The sequence below is a fragment of the uncultured Anaerovibrio sp. genome (assembly GCF_947302755.1).
Lineage (GTDB): Bacteria > Bacillota > Negativicutes > Selenomonadales > Selenomonadaceae > Anaerovibrio.
The window spans coordinates 1-2,632 of the sequence record NZ_CAMYWM010000212.1; the positions used below are offsets into that span (position 1 = coordinate 1).

Annotated in this window: 3 protein-coding genes; all 3 read left to right on the plus strand. The window is 48.9% G+C overall.

Annotated features, from left to right (window positions below):
• Positions 1–544: RnfABCDGE type electron transport complex subunit E (locus Q0Y54_RS12580; protein ID WP_297968667.1), on the plus strand; the 544-nt coding region annotated here is incomplete at its 5' end.
• Positions 545–547: 3 nt separating this feature from the next.
• Positions 548–1,147, plus strand: a complete 600-nt coding sequence (gene rsxA, locus Q0Y54_RS12585) for an electron transport complex subunit RsxA (protein ID WP_297968670.1) — start codon at positions 548–550, stop codon at positions 1,145–1,147.
• Between the two features lie 446 nt (positions 1,148–1,593).
• On the plus strand, positions 1,594–2,632 hold a 1,039-nt coding region (locus tag Q0Y54_RS12590; protein WP_297968673.1), incomplete at its 3' end, for a hypothetical protein.

Here is a 2,632-nt window from a genome sequence, read left to right on the forward strand (position 1 = left end):
CCCCACTTTTGTGCTCCTGCTGGGCATGTGCCCCACGTTGGCCACTACCACCAGTGCTATCAACGGCCTGTCCATGGGGCTGGCCACGCTCTTTGTGCTGGTGCTTAGCAACATGGCTATTTCGGCCATCGCTCCCGTGGTGCCGGATAAGGTGCACATTCCTGTATATATTGTGGTCATCGCTACCTTCGTAACGCTGCTGCAGCTGCTCATGCAGGCTTACACTCCTGCCATGTATGAGACCCTGGGCCTCTTTATCCCTCTCATTGTGGTGAACTGCATTGTGCTGGGTCGTGCCGAAGCCTTTGCCAATAAGCATGGCGTGGTAGAAAGCGCTTGTGACGGACTGGGCGTAGGCCTGGGCTTCACCGCTTCTCTCACTGTGCTGGGCCTGGTTCGCGAGATCCTGGGTTCCGGCTCCGCCTTTGGCTACAACTTCATTGGCGGCAACGACGGTATGCTGGCCTTTGTCATGGCTCCTGGCGCTTTCCTGTGCCTGGGTTACCTGATGGTCCTGTTCAACAAATACCTTAAAAAGAACTAGGCTATGGAGTACTTCCTTATCATTATCTCGGCGATTTTTGTAAACAATATCGTCCTGTCGCAGTTCCTGGGCATCTGCCCCTTCCTGGGTGTGTCCAACAAGCTGTCCACCGCTACGGGTATGTCCATGGCCGTGTGCTTTGTGATTACGCTGGCCACGCTGGTAACCTACCTTATTAATAAGTATCTGCTGGTTCCCTTCCAGATCACTTTCCTCCAGACCATCGCCTTCATCCTGGTCATTGCCGCCCTGGTGCAGATGGTGGAGATTGTTCTTAAGAAGGTGAGCCCCAGCCTGTATCAGGCCCTGGGTATCTTCCTGCCCCTGATCACCACCAACTGCGCGGTGCTGGGTGTAGCCATCAACGTGGTTACCAAGGAATTTGCCTTTGTGCCCGGAGGGGTGCTTAACTTGGGACAGGCCCTGGTATATGCCTTTGCTACATCCCTGGGTTATGGACTGGCCATGGTTATCTTTGCCGGTATCCGTGAGCATCTGGCCCTTAACAATGTTCCCAAGGCCTTCAAGGGTGTTCCCATTGCTATCATCAGTGTTGGTATCCTGGCCCTGGCCTTCATGGGCTTCAGCGGAATGGTGAAGTAGCTTTTTGTTACATATTGTAAGAAAAAGTCCGCAAGTCGCAAGATTTGCGGACTTTTTTGTGCTAATACACTAACAATTCTATTCGGGTTTCTTTTTAATAAATTATTTTATAAATTTCTTTAAAGTGCAAGAAAATTTAAAAATACACTGTAAAAGTTCTAAAAAAATTTGCAAATGGCCGAAAAACAATTATTTTTGTAACTGAAATACGGGAACTTAGGTGCGATGGAATTAAAATATTAGTAGGTAATTGGACAATGCTAAAGGTTCCAGCTGTAGTTCCATTCTAAGCCTAACTCGCTGAGAATAAAGAAAAACGCTAAAATTGCTATGCCTACAAATAGGAATAAAAAGTCCTAATAATTCGCAGAAAGATAGCTAAACCACTAATACTAATTCTCTTAATTAATTACACAATGCAAACAAAAGGTTTATTTTCCGCGCTATTGTGCGGAGTAGTTTGCCTCACGGGCTGTCTCGAGAATGTCGAGTCCGAGTCCGTGGCCGAAGTTCGCAAAGCAAAAGCCAAGGAACTGATTTCTGTGGCCACCCTGAACGAATCCCAGGCTCAGGCTGAACTTATCAAGGCAAGAGCCGAAGCTACCATTGCAGAAGCTCAGGCTAAATTAATTGAGGCCCAGGCCGCCATTGCCCAGGCCGAGGCCCTTCGTATCGCTGTTCAGGCAGAGCTGGACGCTGTCAACGTAGAGATTGCCAAGGTTAAGCTCAAGTCCGAGAAGGTAAAGCTTCAGGAACAGAAAGCCAAACTGGAGCAGACCCTCGCCGAGGTAGAGGCCGCCATTGCCAAGGCCAACCTTGTAAAGGAGACCGCTCTCATCCAGCTTGAAAAGGCTCAGAAGCAGGCCGAACTTGACAAGATCGACATGCAGAAGAAACTCATCGCCGCCGAGCAGGAAATGCTCAAGCAGGCCGAGAAGATGGATGAGGAAGTGGCAAAGGCTCTGAAGGATGCCTGGAGAAAGTATTCGGACGCCATGGATAAGTATTATTCTGCCACGGCCGACCTCATGAAGACCGAAGCTCAGATTGCCACCATGCAAAACAATATGACTGCCGGTCTTGCCGTTATGTCCGCCAAGGTGCAGAGTCTGGAGCAGCATCTGGAAAAGCTGAATGCTGAGATTGAGTACCTGAGGTCGTTCGAGGTCGTTACTCCTGATAAATACGACATCATGCATGCAGAGGCATTGGAGGGCTTGGAAGCTGCTTATACAAAGAAGCAACTGGCTGAGGATAATTATGAACTTATCCAGTCTTACTATGATGCATATGAAGCTATGTTCACTCCGGGAGAGGAAGGTGATCAACTGGCCTATATCATCAATTGGCAGGATAATTTCATCCGCCCTTTGAGAAGACAGCTCACAGCTCTGGGTCTTAACTATGTTGCCTCCTATGATGAAAATAACGTTCCCGTCATAGGTGTGCAGAACGAAGGCATAGCCGTCTTTGCATTCGGCCAGA